11 protein-coding genes, 1 rRNA gene and 1 pseudogene are annotated in these 16,868 nt (G+C 58.9%); 11 read left to right on the top strand and 2 right to left on the bottom strand.

The annotated features are described in order from the left end of the window. Positions 1-172: 172 nt before the first annotated feature. From rrf to BLQ55_RS19900, 7 genes are all read left to right on the top strand, one after another. Positions 173-288 (top strand): 5S ribosomal RNA (rrf, locus tag BLQ55_RS19930). Positions 289-443: 155 nt separating this feature from the next. Further along, on the top strand, positions 444-3,896 hold the full coding sequence (recC, locus tag BLQ55_RS19925) for an exodeoxyribonuclease V subunit gamma (protein ID WP_092256181.1): 3,453 nt from the start codon (positions 444-446) through the stop codon (positions 3,894-3,896). Further along, entirely contained in the window at positions 3,893-7,582 is a 3,690-nt protein-coding gene (recB, locus tag BLQ55_RS19920; RefSeq protein WP_092256178.1) for an exodeoxyribonuclease V subunit beta, read from the top strand. Before recC ends, recB begins: the two co-directional genes overlap by 4 nt. Beyond that, positions 7,579-9,675 (top strand): exodeoxyribonuclease V subunit alpha, encoded by a 2,097-nt coding sequence (recD, locus tag BLQ55_RS19915; RefSeq protein WP_092256165.1) that lies wholly within the window; start codon positions 7,579-7,581, stop codon positions 9,673-9,675. Before recB ends, recD begins: the two co-directional genes overlap by 4 nt. A 138-nt stretch (positions 9,676-9,813) precedes the next feature. Further along, positions 9,814-10,389, top strand: coding sequence for a regulatory sequestration protein YfiR (locus BLQ55_RS19910; protein WP_092201966.1), 576 nt, complete (start codon positions 9,814-9,816; stop codon positions 10,387-10,389). Continuing rightward, entirely contained in the window at positions 10,386-11,654 is a 1,269-nt protein-coding gene (locus tag BLQ55_RS19905; RefSeq protein ID WP_092201968.1) for a diguanylate cyclase DgcN/YfiN, read from the top strand. The genes BLQ55_RS19910 and BLQ55_RS19905 overlap by 4 nt, the downstream gene beginning before the upstream one ends. 3 nt (positions 11,655-11,657) lie before the next feature. Beyond that, positions 11,658-12,161, top strand: a complete 504-nt coding sequence (locus BLQ55_RS19900) for an outer membrane lipoprotein YfiB (RefSeq protein ID WP_092256163.1) — start codon at positions 11,658-11,660, stop codon at positions 12,159-12,161. Here BLQ55_RS19900 and BLQ55_RS31695 read toward each other — a convergent pair. After that, positions 12,158-12,295: pseudogene (locus BLQ55_RS31695) on the bottom strand (LysR family transcriptional regulator); the annotation flags it as partial. The gene BLQ55_RS19900 and the pseudogene BLQ55_RS31695 overlap by 4 nt on opposite strands. Before the next feature lie 164 nt (positions 12,296-12,459). On the opposite strand from BLQ55_RS31695, the gene BLQ55_RS19895 reads away from it, so the two are divergent. The 3 genes from BLQ55_RS19895 to BLQ55_RS31690 all read left to right on the top strand — a co-directional run bounded on the left by BLQ55_RS19895 (position 12,460) and on the right by BLQ55_RS31690 (position 15,662). Beyond that, on the top strand, positions 12,460-13,686 hold the full coding sequence (locus tag BLQ55_RS19895; protein WP_256326613.1) for a tyrosine-type recombinase/integrase: 1,227 nt from the start codon (positions 12,460-12,462) through the stop codon (positions 13,684-13,686). 463 nt (positions 13,687-14,149) lie between these two features. Then, positions 14,150-14,776, top strand: coding sequence for a helix-turn-helix domain-containing protein (locus tag BLQ55_RS19890; RefSeq protein ID WP_092256157.1), 627 nt, complete (start codon positions 14,150-14,152; stop codon positions 14,774-14,776). Between the two features lie 160 nt (positions 14,777-14,936). Then, positions 14,937-15,662 (top strand): hypothetical protein, encoded by a 726-nt coding sequence (locus tag BLQ55_RS31690; RefSeq protein WP_143011754.1) that lies wholly within the window; start codon positions 14,937-14,939, stop codon positions 15,660-15,662. A 363-nt stretch (positions 15,663-16,025) separates the two neighbouring features. Here the strand turns inward: BLQ55_RS31690 and BLQ55_RS19885 are convergent, their stop codons facing one another. Next, positions 16,026-16,346, bottom strand: a complete 321-nt coding sequence (locus tag BLQ55_RS19885) for a hypothetical protein (RefSeq protein ID WP_092256154.1) — start codon at positions 16,344-16,346, stop codon at positions 16,026-16,028. A 104-nt stretch (positions 16,347-16,450) separates the two neighbouring features. Here BLQ55_RS19885 and BLQ55_RS19880 point away from each other — a divergent pair, with 104 nt between their 5' ends. Next, the gene (locus BLQ55_RS19880) at positions 16,451-16,732 is read left to right on the top strand and encodes a helix-turn-helix domain-containing protein (RefSeq protein WP_092256151.1); all 282 of its coding nucleotides are present in this window, start codon (positions 16,451-16,453) and stop codon (positions 16,730-16,732) included. Positions 16,733-16,868: the final 136 nt, after the last annotated feature.

Raw genomic sequence — 16,868 nt, 5'->3', positions numbered from 1 at the left:
TATAACACCCAAGCAATTTGTAAGCTCCAAGCCCCAGGGCGAAGGAGAACCAGATTGCGGTGTGTGAAGACGAAACGAACCGAAAGTTCGAGACGCTCGACCGCGACACACAAACTATCGCATACCCATTCGCTGGAACGTGACCGCAAGGCACGCGCTGGCTACCGAATTTCTTGACGACCATAGAGCATTGGAACCACCTGATCCCATCCCGAACTCAGAAGTGAAACGATGCATCGCCGATGGTAGTGTGGGGTTTCCCCATGTGAGAGTAGGTCATCGTCAAGATTAAATTCCGAAACCCCTATCTGCTGACGCAGGTAGGGGTTTTGTTTTGCCCGCAGGAAAGTTCTTACGACAAGCGCGGACAGCTCCCGGCTGTCACAGTCCCCCGACAGTGCTAAGGTTCTGCCCTAGCTTTTGCATTTTCAAGGATGCCTTTCATGCCGGACGCTACGTCCCTCAGCCCAGCTTTCATGGTGGTTCACGGGAATCGCCTCGATGAGTTGCGCAGCCTGGTGATCAGCTTGATGCGGCGCTACCCGCTGGCTCCCCTTGAAAATGAAATCGCCTTGGTGCAAAGCAACGGTATTGCCCAATGGCTCAAGCTCGCACTGGCTGAAGACCCGGAAGATGATGACTCCGGCGGCTGCGGTATTGCGGCGGCCATTGATGTGCAACTGCCGGGCAGTTTCATGTGGCAGCTGTATCGAACAGTCCTGGGGCGTGACGAGATTCCAGCCAAGTCCCTATTGGACAAGGCTCCGCTGATCTGGCGCCTGATGCGCCTGCTGCCGCAGTTGATCGAGCAGCCTCATTTCGAACCTTTGCGACGATTCCTCACCCACGACACCGACCTGCGCAAGCGCTATCAACTGTCCGAGCGCCTTGCCGATCTGTTCGACCAGTACCAGGTGTACCGGGCCGACTGGCTCGAGGATTGGGCTGAAGGTCGACACCAGACACGAAATGTCCGAGGCGAAATCAAGCCGCTCTCGCCGGCGAATTGCTGGCAAGCGGAACTGTGGCGAGCCTTGTTGCTGGATGTGGGTGAACAAGGCATGGCGCAAAGCCGTGCCGGCGTCCACCAGCGCTACATCGAGCGTATCAACAACTTGGAAGTCGCTCCGAAAGGCTTGCCCGCGCGGGTCATCGTATTCGGTATTTCTTCGTTGCCTGCCCAGGTCCTCGAGGCGCTTGCCGGTCTTTCCCGGTTCAGCCAGGTTCTGCTCTGCGTGCATAACCCGTGTCGTCATCATTGGGCGGATATCGTCGCCGACAAGGATCTGCTGCGCCACCAATACAAGCGTCAGGCCCGCAAGACCGGCATGCCCGCCGTCCTCGATCCGCAAACCCTGCATCAACATGCCCATCCGTTATTGGCTGCCTGGGGCAAGCAGGGGCGCGACTATATCAACCTGCTCGACAGCTACGACGACCCCAACAGCTACCGTGCGGTATTTCGCGATGGGCGAATCGACCTGTTTACGGATGGGACCCCCACGACCCTGCTCAGTCAGTTGCAGGATGACATCCTGGAGCTGCGTCCCCTGAACGAAACCCGGGAACACTGGCCTGTCGTCGATACGCAGCGAGACGGCTCGATCCGCTTTCATGTGGCCCACGGTGCCCAGCGTGAAGTCGAGATTCTCCATGACCAGTTGCTGGCCCACTTCAGTGCGGATCCGACCCTGCGCCCACGGGATATCATCGTTATGGTCCCGGACATCGACAGTTATGCGCCGCACATTCGCGCGGTGTTCGGCCAGCTCGACCGGAGCGACCCTCGTTTCATTCCATTCACGCTGACGGACCAGGGCCAGCGTGGACGTGATCCACTGCTGATCGCCGTCGAGCATTTGCTCAAGTTGCCGGACAGTCGTTTCCCGGTCAGCGAAATCCTCGATCTGCTGGATGTCCCGGCGTTGCGCGAACGGTTTGGCATCGATGAGGCCGACCTGCCGACATTGCACCGCTGGATCGAAGGTGCGGGGATCCGCTGGGGGATGAGCGCCGAACACCGTGCCGGGCTGGGCCTGCCTGCGGAGCTTGAGCAGAACAGCTGGCGTTTCGGCTTGCGTCGCATGTTGCTGGGGTATGCTGTCGGCAGTTCGCAGGCCTATGACTGCATCGAGCCCTATGACGAGATCGGCGGTCTGGATGCGGCATTGATCGGTCCACTGGTTGCGTTGCTGGATGCCCTGGAAGTCGCTCATCAGGAACTCACCCAGCCGGCATCGCCGCAGCAATGGGGTTCGCGCCTGCACGACTTGATGCAGCTGTTTTTCCAGGCGAGCAGCGAGCATGACGACTATTTGCTGGCCCAACTCGAAGACTTGCGTGAAACCTGGCTGGAAACCTGTGAGTCGGTGGGGCTGCAAGATGAATTGCCGCTGACGGTGGTACGTGAAGCGTGGTTGGCCGGGCTGGATCAGGGGCGACTGTCCCAACGCTTCCTGGCCGGAGCCGTCAACTTCTGTACCTTGATGCCGATGCGCGCGATCCCCTTCAGGCTTGTGTGCCTGCTGGGGATGAATGACGGTGATTACCCGCGAGCCCAGCCACCCTTGGACTTCGATCTGATGGGCGGCGATTATCGCCCGGGCGATCGTTCCCGCCGTGAGGATGACCGCTACCTGTTGTTGGAGGCGCTGCTTTCGGCCCGGGAAAAGCTGTACATCAGTTGGGTGGGGCGCAGCATTCGCGACAACAGTGAACGACCGGCATCGGTGTTGATCGGCCAACTGCGCGATCATCTCGCCAGTGGCTGGCGGTTGGCCGATGACAGCAAGAGTCTTCTCGATGCCCTGACCCGGGAACATCCGCTGCAACCGTTCAGTGCGCGTTATTTCCATCAAGGTGACGAGCTGTTCAGTTACGCCAGCGAATGGCGAATGCTCCACGACACCTCCGATCACACCGATAAAACCCAGGTGCTGGCACCTTACGTCCAGGAAGAACCTTTGGGCCTCGGTCAGTTACAGGACTTCCTGCGCAATCCCGTCCGCCATTTTTTCAGCCAGCGGCTGAAAGTATTCTTCGAAGCCATCGAGGCGCCTCTGGCCGATGACGAGCCTTTCGTGCTCGATGCGCTGCAACGCTACACCCTGAGTGACAGCCTGCTCGAGGCTGCGCTGGTACGCCTGGACCAGCCGGATCTGGCCCTGGCCGCCCACACCCAGAGACTCCAGAACAGCGGCCTGTTACCGATGGCCGGGTTCGGAGAGTGTATGCAGCGCGAATTGATCGAACCCTTGCCGGATCTGCTCCAGCGTTACCAACAGCTTCTGGCGTTATGGCCCACACCGCTGACCAGTGCCGTGCCCGTCAGCCTGCACTTGCAGGGCGTGAGTGTCGAAGGGTGGCTCAGTGGCCTGCACCAACGCGCCGACGGTGCGGTCCTTGCCATCACGGCTATACCCAATAGCATCGGTTCCACCAAGAGCCGCAAGTGGCATCGCCTGATACGGCCCTGGGTCAACCATCTCGTGGCCTGTGCTCACGGCTTGTCGTTGACGACGGCGCTGGTGGCCAGTGATGACAGCTTGCTGTTGGCACCTTTCGAAGAGCCTGCCGCACGAAAGCTGCTGGGCGATATGCTGCAGGCTTGGCAGACCGGTATGCGCCAGCCGCTGCCGATCGCGGTGAAGACGGCTTTCGCCTGGCTGGGCCAGAGTGATCCGCTCAAGGCCGAAGCCGCGGCGCGCAAAGCCTATGAGGGCGATGGACAGACGTTTGAAGGCGAACGGCGGGAAAACCCGGCCTTGGCTCGACAGTTTCCGGATTTCGCGGCCTTGATGGCTGACGAAACATTCCCCGACTGGTGCGATGCGCTTTATCGGCCCTTGCTCGAAGCCCCATGGCGTTCATCGGCCGGCGAGGAGGCCCGTTCATGAGTCGGCAGACACCATTGGCCCTGGCTTTTCCGCTACGAGGCAGCCAACTGATCGAGGCCAGCGCCGGTACCGGCAAGACCTTCACCATTTCGGCGCTGTACCTGCGTCTGGTGCTGGGGCACGGCGGTTCGGCGTCCGGTTTTGGTCGCGAACTGCTTCCGCCGCAAATCCTGGTGGTGACCTTTACGGACGCTGCCACCAAGGAATTGCGTGAACGAATTCGCACCCGTCTGGCCGAAGCCGCACGCTTCTTTCGCGACGAGATTCCAGCCCCGGATTCACTGATCGCTGCATTGCGCGATGAATTCAGTGCCGAGCAATGGCCCGGCTGCGCGAACCGGCTGGACATCGCCGCGCAGTGGATGGACGAAGCGGCCGTTTCGACCATCCATAGCTGGTGCCAGCGGATGTTGCGTGAGCATGCCTTCGACAGCGGCAGCCTGTTTACCCAGACCCTGGAAACCGACCACAGTGAATTGCTGGGCGAGGTATTGCGCGATTACTGGCGCCTGTTCTGCTATTCGATGCAAGGCGAGGCGCTGAATTGGGTGCGTACCCATTGGGGAGGGCCGGCTGCGCTGTTGCCACGGGTGAGGGGGCTGTTTTCCAGCGAGCGTGGCGACGCTGACGGGCTTGAGCCTGCCGAACTCATCGCCGCCTCCCTGCAGGAGCGCAGTGCTGCCTTGCTCGATCTCAAGGCGCCATGGCGACAGTGGGCCGTGGAACTGCTGGAGATCTGCCAGCAAGGTGTCGCCAGCAAGTCTGTCGATGGGCGCAAGATGCAGGCGCGTTACTTCGAACCGTGGTTTCAGAAAATCACCGCCTGGGTCGATGACGAAAGCCTTGAGCTGTTGGACATCGGCACCGGGTTCACGCGCCTGACCCCCGAAGGTATGGCCGAAGCCTGGAAAGGTGAAGTGCCCAGCCATCCCGGGCTGGACGCCATGGCCGGTCTCAAGGCCAGCCTGGATGCGTTGCCCACGCCAGATGCCGCCGTGTTGCAGCATGCCGCGCGATGGGTCGGGGCGCGTTTCGAAGCCGAGAAGCGTCGCCGCGCCGAAATGGGCTTCGACGACATGTTGTTGCGTCTCGACGCGGCGTTGCAGGCCGACGGGGGCGAGCGTCTGGCGAGCCTGATCCGCGAGCAGTTCCCGGTGGCGCTGATCGATGAGTTCCAGGACACCGACCCGGTTCAATACCGGATCTTCGAAAGCATCTACCGCATCGAAGACAACGATCCTGAGACCGGGCTTTTCCTGATCGGCGATCCGAAGCAAGCGATCTACGCTTTTCGCGGTGCCGACATCTACACCTACCTGCGTGCTCGCCAGGCCACCGCCGGCCGGTTGCATACGCTGGGCACGAACTTCCGTTCCAGCCATGCCATGGTGGGTGCGGTAAACCATATTTTCCAGAAGGCCGAGTCCCGTCCAAAGGGGCGCGGCGCCTTTCTGTTCCGTGAACCTTCGGGTGAGAACCCGGTGCCGTTCCTGTCCGTTGAGTCCCAGGGGCGCAAGGAGTCCTTGCAGGTGGCAGGACAGGCCGTTGCAGCGCTGAATATCTGGCACCTGCCGTCGGAGCAGCCGCTTTCCGGTGCGGTGTACCGGCAATCCATGGCGGCCGCCTGCGCCAGTGAGATCACGGCATTGCTCAACGGTGGCCAGTCGGGACGCGACGGTTTCATGGTCGATGGCGAAACGTTGCGCGGGTTGCGCCCGGCGGATATCGCCATCCTGGTGCGCGACGGTAAAGAAGCGCAGGCCGTGCGAGACGAGTTGTCCGCGCGGGGCGTGCGCAGTGTCTATCTGTCCGACAAGGATTCGGTCTTCGCATCGCAAGAGGCGCGGGATTTGCTGACCTGGCTCAAGGCCTGCGCCGAGCCGGATGTGGAGCGACCGCTACGGGCAGCGCTGGCCAGCATCACGTTGAACCTGCCGCTGACGGAGCTGGAGCGCCTCAATCAGGATGAGCTGGCCTGGGAAGCCCGGGTCATGCAGTTTCGTGGTTATCGCTCGGTCTGGCGTAGCCAGGGTGTGCTGCCGATGTTGCGCCGCCTGCTGCATGATTTCGAACTGCCCCAGGCCTTGATGGCGCGCAGCGATGGCGAGCGGGTGCTGACCAACTTGCTGCACCTTTGCGAGCTGTTGCAGCAGGCCGCCGGTGAACTGGATGGCGAACAAGCCTTGATCCGGCATTTGTCCGAACACCTGGCCTTGTCCGGGCAGGCGGGGGAAGAGCAGATCCTGCGCCTGGAAAGCGATGAGCAGTTGGTCAAGGTGGTCACGATCCACAAGTCCAAGGGCCTTGAATATCCGTTGGTTTTCTTGCCCTTCATCTGTTCGACGAAACCGGTGGATGGCAGTCGATTGCCGTTGCATTACCACGATGAGGCCAACAAGGCGCAGATCAGCCTCACCCCCACCGCCGAATTGATCGCCAAGGCCGATGACGAGCGTCTGGCCGAGGATCTGCGGCTGCTCTACGTGGCACTGACCCGTGCGCAACATGCCTGCTGGCTGGGTGTGGCGGATCTCAAGCGGGGCAACAACAACAGCTCGATCCTGCATGTGTCCGCGCTGGGTTATCTGTTGGGCGGCGGTGTGCCGTTGGCCGAGTCGATGGAGCTGAGGCGTTGGCTGGAAGACCTGCAACAAGGCAGTGTCGCGGTGAGTTGCCAGCCAGTGCCCGAAGCGACCGACGAACGCTACCGGCCGTCGCGCAACGACGCTGTGTTGCTAGAACCCTTGGTGCCCTTGCGAAAAGCCAGCGAAAATTGGTGGATCGCGTCTTACAGCGCCCTGCGCATCGGCGAAAGCCTGAGCGAAGGCAGCGATACCGCGCCAGAGAATCCGCAGGCCCAGAAGCTGTTCGACGATGAGCGACTGGACCCGGACGCTCCCAGGGAGACCAACGCCATCGGTGGCGATATCCACCGTTTTCCCCGTGGTCCCGGCCCCGGCACTTTCCTCCATGGCCTCTTGGAGTGGGCCGCGGGGGAAGGCTTTTCATCTGCGCCGGCGGATATCGAGGATGCCATTGCCCGACGCTGCAATCGCCGAGGCTGGAAAGGTTGGATCGCCACATTGAGCGACTGGCTGCAGCACCTGATCAGAATGCCCATGCCCGTCGGCGACGACCAGGCGCCGGTGGTGCTCGAACAACTGACCCGTTTCCAGGTCGAGATGGAGTTCTGGTTCGCCAGCCACAAGGTCGATGTGCAAAAGCTCGATCAACTGGTTTGCCGGTTCACCCATGGCGGTGTGGCCCGTGTCGCGGCGGAACCGGTGCTGCTCAACGGCATGTTCAAGGGCTTCATCGATTTGACGTTCGAACACGACGGTCGGTATTACGTGGCCGATTACAAATCCAACTGGCTGGGTGTCGATGACATGGCCTACACCGTACAGGCCATGGAACAGTCGATCCTGGACCATCGCTACGACCTGCAATACGTGCTGTACCTGTTGGCCCTGCATCGCCAGCTCAAGGCGCGGCTTCCCGATTACGACTACGACCGGCATGTCGGCGGCGCGCTCTACCTGTTCCTTCGCGGCACCCGCTCGACCAGCCAGGGCGTGTACTTCACCAAGCCGCCACGGGCCTTGATCGAACAACTGGATCGGCTGTTCCAAGGCGCGCCCGAACCCAAGGCCGAGCCGGCGTGGGTACAGGGAGAACTGCTATGAGTCGTTCCTTTGCCGACCTGCTGCCCAAGGCCGCCGACGACGAGAGCCCGGTTGACCTGGCCCCCTTGAGCCGTGCCCAGGACCTGCTGTCGTTACTGACGCGCTGGGTCGAGCGCGGCTGGTTGCGGGCCCTGGACAAGGCATTCGTGGCGTTCCTCCATGAACTGGCGCCGAACGATGATCCCTTGGTCCTGCTCGCCGCTGCGCTGACCAGTCATCAACTGGGCCACGGGCATGTTTGCCTGGATGTATTCGAGACCCTCAAGGAGCCGGACTTCGCCCTGTCGCTGCCCCCCGAGGGCGACCTGCAGCCAGGCGTGATGCTGTTGCCCTCGCAAATATTGCAGACACTGGACGGCGCCCATTGGTGCAAGGCCCTGGCGTCCAGCCGGCTGGTGGCCTTGGCTGCGGATGGGAGCGAGGAGGCGCAGCAACGTCCGTTGGTGCTGTCTGGCAAGCGTCTTTATCTGCGCCGCTACTGGGATTATGAACGACGGATCGACGAGGCGTTGCGCCAACGGCTGATTGACCATGAAGCGGCGCCCGGGGATCTGCGCGAGCGTTTGGACGGGTTGTTCGGGCCGGCCAATGCCAACGGCCCGATCGATTGGCAGAAGCTGGCTTGCGCGCTGGCGACTCGCGGGGCCTTCAGTATCGTGACCGGTGGTCCGGGTACCGGCAAGACCACCACCGTTGTGCGCCTGCTGGCGTTGTTGCAGGCTCCGGCTGTCGAGGCTGGGAGGCCGCTGCGAATTCGCCTGGCTGCGCCCACGGGCAAGGCGGCGGCACGCCTGACCGAGTCCATCAGCCAGCAGGTCCGGACCCTGGACGTGGATGAGGCTGTGCGCGAACGCATTCCGTGCGACGTCACGACAGTCCATCGTTTGCTGGGCAGCCGCCCCGGCACCCGGCATTTTCGTCACCATGCAGGCAATCGCTTGCCGCTGGATGTGTTGGTGGTCGATGAGGCGTCGATGATCGACCTGGAGATGATGGCCAATCTGCTGGATGCACTGCCGACCCATGCACGGTTGGTGTTGCTGGGGGACAAGGACCAGTTGGCTTCTGTAGAGGCCGGTGCGGTGCTGGGGGATTTGTGTCGAGACGCCGAGGACGGTTGGTACAGTCCCCGGACCCGAGCCTGGCTTGAGTCGGTCAGTGGTGAAAACCTGGCGGCCAGTGACCTGCGGCAAGACCTCGACGGCACTCATCCCCTGGCGCAGCAAGTGGTCATGCTCAGGCATTCCCGACGCTTCGGCGAAGGCAGTGGGATCGGTCAACTGGCTCGCTGGGTCAACCAGCAACAGCCGGAAAAAGCCCGTCAGTTGCTGGAGCAAGGGCAATATGCCGATCTGTCCTTCCTGAAATTGACGAGTGAGCACGACACCAAGCTGGAAAAGCTGTTGCTCGACGGCAAGCCAGAAGGGCCCCAGGGGTATCGGCATTACCTGAGCCTGCTGCGGCAGCGTCGCCCGGCCATTTCCCGCCCCTTGGAAGACGGCTGTTGGGCCGATTGGGCTCGAGAGGTACTGGCGGCCTTCGACGAGTTCCAATTGCTTTGCGCGGTGCGGAAAGGCCCGTGGGGCGTTGAAGGGTTGAACCAACGGATCACCGCCGCATTGCTCAAGGCCCGCCTTATCGATAGCGATCACCAGTGGTACGAAGGACGCCCGGTGCTGATGACCCGTAACGACTATGGGCTGGGGTTGATGAATGGCGATATCGGCATCGCCCTCAAGCTGCCCGAACGTGACGGGCCCGATGCCGGCAAGCAGGTCCTGCGGGTCGCTTTCCCGCGCAATGACGGCCAGGGCGGTGTGCGTTTCGTCCTGCCCAGCCGACTCAATGACGTGGAAACCGTGTATGCCATGACGGTGCACAAATCCCAGGGTTCGGAATTCACCCATACCGCGTTGATCCTTCCGGATGCGTTGAACCCGGTCTTGACCAAGGAACTGGTGTACACCGCCATTACCCGGGGCAAGCAATGGTTCAGCCTGATCGAGCCGCGAGTGGGCATCTTCGAGGAAGCAGTCCGGCGCAAGGTCAAGCGCTTGAGCGGGTTGATGCTGGAGTTGGAGCAGGCTGACTGAATCATCAGCTTTTAATGGTTCATGCCCCTCGGCAATTTTGCCTGTTTCGCTCCGAAGTCTGCGTAACACGTGGTCTCGCTGGCTTTTTGGCACTGTGCTATCGTTCCGGCACTTATCATCTGGATCAAGAGACTTTCCATGAAAGTGCCTGTACGGGAGGCAGTGCGCAGCAAGGGGTGGGGGCATTTTCTGCTGGCCGGCCTTTTATGTCTGCTGCTGCCTGTCGCGATGGCCCAGGAGCAGGTCAACACGACCCAGGCCGAGCAGCGGGCCGAAGCGGTGACCCAGGTGGTGTTGGGCATTCTCAGTTACGCACGCTGGCCCGTGGAGCCCACCCAACTGAAGCTGTGTATCGTCGGGCCAACCCAATACACCGACGATCTGGTCAAGGGCACCACCCAGGCCACGGGGCGGCCGGTGACGGTGCAGCGGCTGCTGGCCGATCATCCTGATATCGCCACTGACTGCAACGCGGTCTATGTCGGCAGGCTGACCAGCGATGAGCACACCCGTTTGTTTGCGTCCTTGATCGGCAAGCCGGTGCTGAGCATCAGCGAAGGCGGCGATCAGTGCACCGTGGGGAGCCTGTTCTGCCTGCGGGTCGGCGATGAACAAGTGTCTTTCGAGGTCAACCTTGACTCTGTGGCGCGCAGTGGTGTGCGCATCCATCCAAGTGTGCTGCAGCTTTCCCGCCGCAGGCCGGCGACGCCATGAAACAGCGCAAACCAAGGGTCCGTCCCACCCTGGGCTCGGTCATCGGTCGTGGCCATCTGATCGTCGCGTTGGTGGCTATCACCATGGCCAGTGTTTCCCTGACCTTGCTCGGCCTGCTGGCGTTGCGGGTCTACGCCGATCACAACCTGCACCTGATCGCCCGTTCGATCAACTACACCGTGGAAGCCGCCGTGGTCTTCGATGATTCGGCCGCGGCCACCGAAGCACTGGCCTTGATCGCCTCCACCGAGGAAGTCGCCGATGCCCAGGTGTTGAATGAACATGGCCGTCTGTTGGCACGCTGGCAGCGACCGCAAACCGGCCTGTTGTCGGAACTGGAAGTACACATTGCCAAGGCGTTCCTGGAAAAGCCCATCAGCCTGCCGATCGTTCATCAAGGGCAGAACGTCGGCCGTATCGTGTTGGCGGGGCATGGCGGCAGCCTGTTGCGCTTTTTGCTCAGCGGCCTGACGGGGATCATCCTGTGCACGGCGGTCAGTGCCTGGGTGGCGCTTTATCTGGCGCGGCGCCAGTTGCGTGCGATCACCGGGCCGCTGCGCAGCCTGGCCGAGGTGGCCCACGCGGCACGCAGCGAACGAGCCCTGGACCGACGCGTGCCACCGGCGGCCATTGCTGAACTGGATAACCTGGCCAATGACTTCAACGCATTGCTCGATGAACTGGAGTCCTGGCAGACCCATCTGCAAAGCGAAAACGAAACCCTGGCGCACCAGGCCAGCCACGACAGTTTGACCGGCTTGCCGAACCGGGCGTTTTTCGAAGGCCGACTGATTCGCGCCTTGCGCAATGCCAGCAAGCTCAACGAGCAAGTGGCTGTACTGTACCTGGACAGCGACCGGTTCAAGGGCATCAATGACAACTTCGGCCATGCCGCCGGTGACGCGGTGCTGACGGCCGTGGCGACCCGGGTCCGGGCCCAGTTGCGCGAGGATGACCTGGTCGCGCGCCTGGGGGGCGATGAATTCGCCGTGCTGCTGGCCCCCCTGCACAAGGCCGAGGATGCCGAGCGGATCGCTGAAAAAATCATCGCCAGTATGGAGGTGCCGATTCAATTGCCCGGCAACGCCTCCGTGTTGACCTCCCTCAGTATCGGCATTGCCGTCTACCCGGATCATGGTGCCACACCGGGCACCCTGCTCCACGCCGCCGACGCGGCAATGTACCAAGCCAAACGCCTCGCTCGAGGCGGTCAACATACGGCGGGGTCGGATCACTCCGTCGCTGATCTTCAAACCAGGAGCTGACTCGTGCGTTCATACCCTCAATTTTCCCTGCGCTGGTTCGCGGCGCTGTTCTTGCTTGCCATCCTGACGCTGAGCGGTTGCCAGACGGCCCCGCCGAAAGGCCTGACCCCGGCGCAAATTGCCGTACTCAAGCAACAAGGCTTCGAATTGACCGACGATGGATGGGCCTTCGGTTTGTCGGGCAAGGTGTTGTTCGGCAGCGATGTGGAAAATCTCAACCCGGCCAGTACCGAAATCGTCGAGCGCATCGGCAAGGCGTTGCTGGGGGCGGGCATCGAGCGGGTACGCGTCGATGGTCATACCGACGCCTCGGGCTCCCAGGCCTACAACGAACAACTGTCGATGCGCCGGGCCGCCAGCGTGGGCAAGGTGCTGACAAGCGTTGGCATGCGCGAAGAGAACGTCCAGCTGCGCGGCCTTGGCAGCAGCAAACCGGTCGCCTCCAACGACACCGCCAGCGGTCGCACCGAAAACCGCCGCGTCGCCATCGTGGTCATCGCCGACTAGTCGGCGAACACCATCTCCCGGCTGTCGCCCATCAACAATGGCTGATTCTGCTCGGTCACCTCGCGGATGTAATCCCACAACAACGTAATCCGCTTCAGTTTCCTCAAATCTTCCCGGCAGTACATCCAGAATTTCAAGGAGTACAGGTTTTTCCCAATGTTTACGGGGTTAAACCTTTATGAATCGCCTTTTAGAATGCTCTGCTGTTACAAGTCTTGTACCAAGTCCGGTAAGCCCTTCGAGACCCACTACAAGACTCGCCAAGCTGTATTACTACAGACGCAACGGGATTTACTACATGCGTCTCAGGGCTACTGGTAGCACCTCTGAGGCCGCTGCGGTTTCTTTACAGACCAGCAACAGAAGTGCGGCGATGGAAGCCTCGGAGCAGCTTTCAGGATTCGTCAGGGCATTCCATTTGGAGAACCCAGAGGCTACATGGAGCGCTCTGAAGGAATATTTTCGAGTGGTCACCGTGGAACTGTTTGAGTCCAAGCGTGCCAGCGATGTGGTGCAGGCGTGGGGTGGCTTGCACGATAACAATGCTGCCCCGGCAGGCGGCTCATCGAGCCCCCTGAGGTCCGTAACGAACGCTCCCTTGTCCTTATCTGTAATCGCTCCCGCAGTGACCTTTGAAGCCCTTTCGGCGCTTTACTTGGCGGACCGTGGGCAAGACCAAAAAGCCTCGACCCTGAAGGAAACCAAGATTTGCCACGGGACAATCTCGGCGGCCCTTGGAGAGCTGGACATGCGGAGGCACTCTCGGGCTGACCTCGTTGCCCTACGTGATCGTCTTGCAGATGGCCGCATGCCTTCAACCGTCAACAAGCTGCTCGTTAAGCTGTCAGCTGTCCTCGCGTGGTCAGTTGAAAATGGTCACATATCTAAGTCATACGATAAAAAACTGAAGCTCACCAAGGGCACTGAGTCTAGCCGTAGGGCGTTTACTCAGGATCAGGTAGGCAAGCTTGTGGCGTATTCCAACACGCTCCCAGACACCTCATGGAAGCGCTGGTTGCTCAGCCTTGGAGCAATCACAGGCGGGCGCCTCAACGAAATCTCTCAGTTGACGGTAGGTGACGTTCAGACCCTTGCATCCGGTATCACGGTCATTCACATCAACGAGCTGGGCGAAGGTAAGTCAATCAAGAACAGACGCAGTGAACGATTGGTGCCACTGACTGATGGCGCCTACGGGTTCGACCTTGCAGCGTTCTTGCGGTATGTCGCGCAATCTGGGGCGGGTGCTTTGGCTCAGATTGGCTACAAGACAGCCGGTGAGTGGGCTAACCAACAAGCAATCCCGGCGGCTCTTGGGGAGTCCTACGGTCCCGGCTTAGTGTTCCATTCGTTGCGTCACTCGTTGGCTTCTTTGATGCAGGCCAGAGGGGTCCCTACGGCTTACGCACAGGCTGTGATGGGGCATGCGTCGGGTACGATAACTTTTGATGTCTACGGTTCAGGGGTGCCCGTTGAGACCATCGCGGAGATGCTTCGGGAATTGTTCGTATGCGGTGGTCTGTGACGGTGTCGCTGGGGGCTATTAGCTGCACCGAAAACTTGTTAGTAACCTTCGGTAAACCAGAGCATAACTTGCACCAGATTCGCCATACTCCAATTACCCACTTCTGTCCTGTCCAGTGTTTTCGGACTTACATGGCAGTCTGGACTAAGCAGGACGCTTTCTCTCCCACCGGAAACCAGTTTTTTAAAGAATTTCTCTCGGAGAAAGCGTGGACGAACAAACACATTTGGAACAACCATTTCTAGATCAATAGTTACGCGTCACGTCAACAATTGACTTGACAGGAACCGCATAAAAGTGCATTATGCTCCTCTGTCTCGACGGACAGGCCGACAACTCGAAAAGCCTCACGCGAACACTGTTTATGCAGCGTTTTAGATGAGGCTTTTTTGTGGGCGTCGAATAACCAACTGGCACAACCCGAGGGCTTGCCTATTGAAATGAACTTGAACAGGAGAACAAAATGGCACTCGACTGCCCAGCTTTTACCTCAGCAACCTTTCTTCACGTCGATGGACTGTTGATCAGTTCAGAAACCGGCGAAATCTTCGGCTATGACGACAAGCCTTCTGTGTTCACCGAACGTCCTGACCACCGGCCCGAACTAAGCAAGTGCCGGAGTGCTGACGACCTGAGCGCGTTCCTAAAGCACATTGACCGACGCAAGCTACCACTACATACGCTGCACTCACTGATTGACGCACAGGACATTGCCCATGGTGTATGGCGCCGGACGGGCTTAGATTGTCGTATCACCCTGCCGATGATGAATACCCTTTGCACGCTGCACGGGTTGGTCCAATACCACAACGTCATCATCATGCCCCAAGCTGATCTAGCGAAGGCACTTAGCACGTCGGAGTCAAACCTGATGAAGAAGCTGAGCACTTTGGTCGATACCAACATTGTCCGGGTCAGCACATCAAGGCAGGGCGACATTCGCAAGGGCGAGATCAAATTGACGCTCAATCCTCGACTGATTTTCCGGGGAGATGACTACGCACGGCAGCGGTACTTGAAAGATTGGTATCTGAATCCAGTAAACAACAAGTCGGACTCTGCGAAAGAGACCTTCAGGGTTGCAGCGTAGCCTCACGTAAATTTTCATAAAAAACTACGCGAGAAATCGCCTGCAAGTCCAGTAACACAAGGGCTTGAGCAAAGTCCTATTACTATTGAAAGACCTTTCGACTGACACGTCGAGCAGTCGCGCTCACAGAGGAATACAACCAACATAACAAGGAGGCCATATGACCTACGCAACACAAGCAACAGAAACGCTCCCGCCACGTGGCAAAGGTTCGAGATCAAGAACTCCAGACTATGCACCAATAGAATTTACGATTCCCAAACCAGCCACCAACAAACCGAAAGATGTTTTGTTGTTCGGTGTGGGCATAGATGACTTTACAGGCGATCCCGGTGCAAACGATTGGTCGTACAACGTTTGGAAAGGAATGTTTGATCGTTGTTATAACGAGAAGTCAACAAGATCACGTGCGACGTACACAGATTGCTTAGTGGCGCCATGCTGGCACAGGTACTCTGACTTCAAAGTTTGGTTCGATAAAAACTGCATCGATGGATATCAGTTAGATAAGGATATTCTGAAGCCGGGCAACAGGGTTTACAGCCCTGATACGTGCTGCTTTGTCCCTCAGTACATTAATCAGGCTGCTAGATGGTGGAGAAAAACGCCGAAGTCTGGATATCCGGGGGTTAGGATATTCGGGGGAGGTCTACAAGCTGAAATCACGCATAAAAGCTCACTCAAGATCGGTGAGTTTAGAACGGATGCACTAGATGCCCATTGTGACTGGCAGAGACTGAAAGCAGATGCGATTGACGATCATCTTCGTGATTACCTGCGAGAAACTGCACCTGATCTTCGTGTTGTACGGGCGCTGATCAAGTATGCCGATCTCCTACGCTCCAACGCTGACGCACTAATTCCTACATTCCAATATCGGCACTAACTAGTAACGGAGCGATAGCCAGCACAGCTTACGCTCCCCATACATTCGCATTAGTGAAGTGAAGGACGGCATCTCGCCGCCCAACCACAATAGCTCGGATTTTACGTCCTAGACTTACCGCTTGTTCATCATCTGCCTAATCTGCTTGTCTATCTTCCGATTGTGCCAATCATTGCTTCGCATGGTTACGCCCCAGACGAATATCCACAGTCCGCAGGTCGGGATGTACATCAGCAGATGTAGGACGTGATTGGTGGATTTTCTTCTGACTGGTCAAATACTAGAGTTGGTCTTTCATATCTTGACCTCGCTCGATCCGTTGTTGAATGTATGCATTGGCTCAACTCCTTTCTTGAGCGGAAATCAACGTAACCAACCATTCGCTGTCATGGCGGTTTTGCCGCTGGGGAGCTGGATCAGTGCAGACTTGTCACCGTCCTTGGGACCTTCGATAAAGTTGACCTTAGTGGAAGTTGAAATCGTTCGACACTTACCTGATTCGATCAGACGGCCAGCTTCATCTTCGTCCTGATCAAGCGAGGCTTCCACCATCTTGGTCCAGTCACCAGCCTTGTAACAAACCATCGAACCTGCGACCAGCGTTCGCTTAGGGTAGGTGTCAGCCATGGCGGCTGTAGAGGCGAACAGGGGTAGCAGGCAGAGCAAGCGAGTAATCGTGTTCATCGAGCGTTCCTTGGGTACGACAGGTAGAAACAACAATATCCCAAATTCAGATATCTGAAAACCAGATATAGGTTGGCAGCTGCTCATTTCGCAGTTGTCCAGCCATGCCCAAGACGATCTACAAACCCGAACACGCAGTCCTGTTGTCCCTACTGAAGAAATACAGGAAGGCGGCCGGTCTGACTCAAGTACAGTGTTCAAAGGCTCTGGGGCGTCCACAGTCGTTCATGAGTGACGTTGAGAGTGGGACACGCCGCTTGGATATCGTGCAGCTTCGCGACTTGTGTGAAGTCCTGGGGATTGGTCTTACCGAGCTGGTCGTAGAGTTTGAAAAGTCATTGTGGGAGGAGCGTCAGAACGACAACCCCGTCAGCTTGAACCCTTGAGAAACTAGCAACCTAAGCTAGCGTTGATGATGTCGCCAAAATGACGATAAGCCATTAGGAGCAGCACATGGTTAACAAGCGTGGCAGGGACTCAAAGACCGGCGAGTTTATCCCTATCGAAGAGGCAAAACGGCGT

Origin of the sequence: Pseudomonas sp. NFACC13-1, assembly GCF_900104425.1 — a bacterium.
Taxonomy (GTDB): Bacteria; Pseudomonadota; Gammaproteobacteria; order Pseudomonadales; family Pseudomonadaceae; genus Aquipseudomonas; species Aquipseudomonas fluorescens_AA.
The sequence above is the reverse complement of the archived record's forward strand: the minus strand, read 5'-3'. Positions and strand labels throughout refer to the sequence as shown.